This window comes from Streptococcus sp. GMD3S, assembly GCF_000298695.2.
Lineage (GTDB): Bacteria > Bacillota > Bacilli > Lactobacillales > Streptococcaceae > Streptococcus.
Genome location: NZ_AJRC02000080.1, coordinates 1 through 564, shown reverse-complemented (window position 1 = coordinate 564; position 564 = coordinate 1). Strand labels below are relative to the sequence as shown.

The window sequence follows — 564 nt, the reverse complement described above, 5'->3', positions numbered from 1 at the left end:
TCTGCTTCTCAATTTGCTGTTTCAACTCCTCTGAAGCAAAAAGGTAAACTTCTTCTAAATCCATCTTATCTGAAAAGAAATGATAGATAGCAAGCATAGGAATTGTTTGTAAAATTCCCCAGTTACTAAGGGTGTACTTGGCGCGATAGTGGCTTTTCATAAAGTCAATCTGCTTTTCTAGACTGACCAAAATTTTCTCTAGCTCTTCCTCTTCTAGCAAGTCAAATTTCGAGAAGAGCAAGAGTAGTTTTAACCAAGTAAAGGAACGAATGCCTGTATCCAAGGTTCTAGTCATCAAAGATTGAGGAGAAAACTCTCTCACCTGCTCAATCCAATCAAATAGAAAGAACTTGCACTTTTGAATATAGCCCTTATCTCCCTCTACCAGATACCCTATCATAAACTGCAAGAGATATTCTTGTCGATTGAGCATATAAACCCATTCTGGATCATCTTCAAATACTTGATTCCACACCATCGGCTGGATTTGATAGATTTTTGAACAAGGTTCCATATCCCAAGGACTATCAAACATAAAACGATTGTCCATCAAGCGTTCAAGGG

The 564-nt window shown here is 37.9% G+C and carries 1 protein-coding gene; it reads right to left on the bottom strand.

Features of this window, described 5'->3' with window-relative positions; translation table 11 throughout:
- Positions 1–564: heparinase II/III family protein (locus tag GMD3S_RS0210300; RefSeq protein WP_025173036.1), on the bottom strand; the 564-nt coding region annotated here is incomplete at both ends.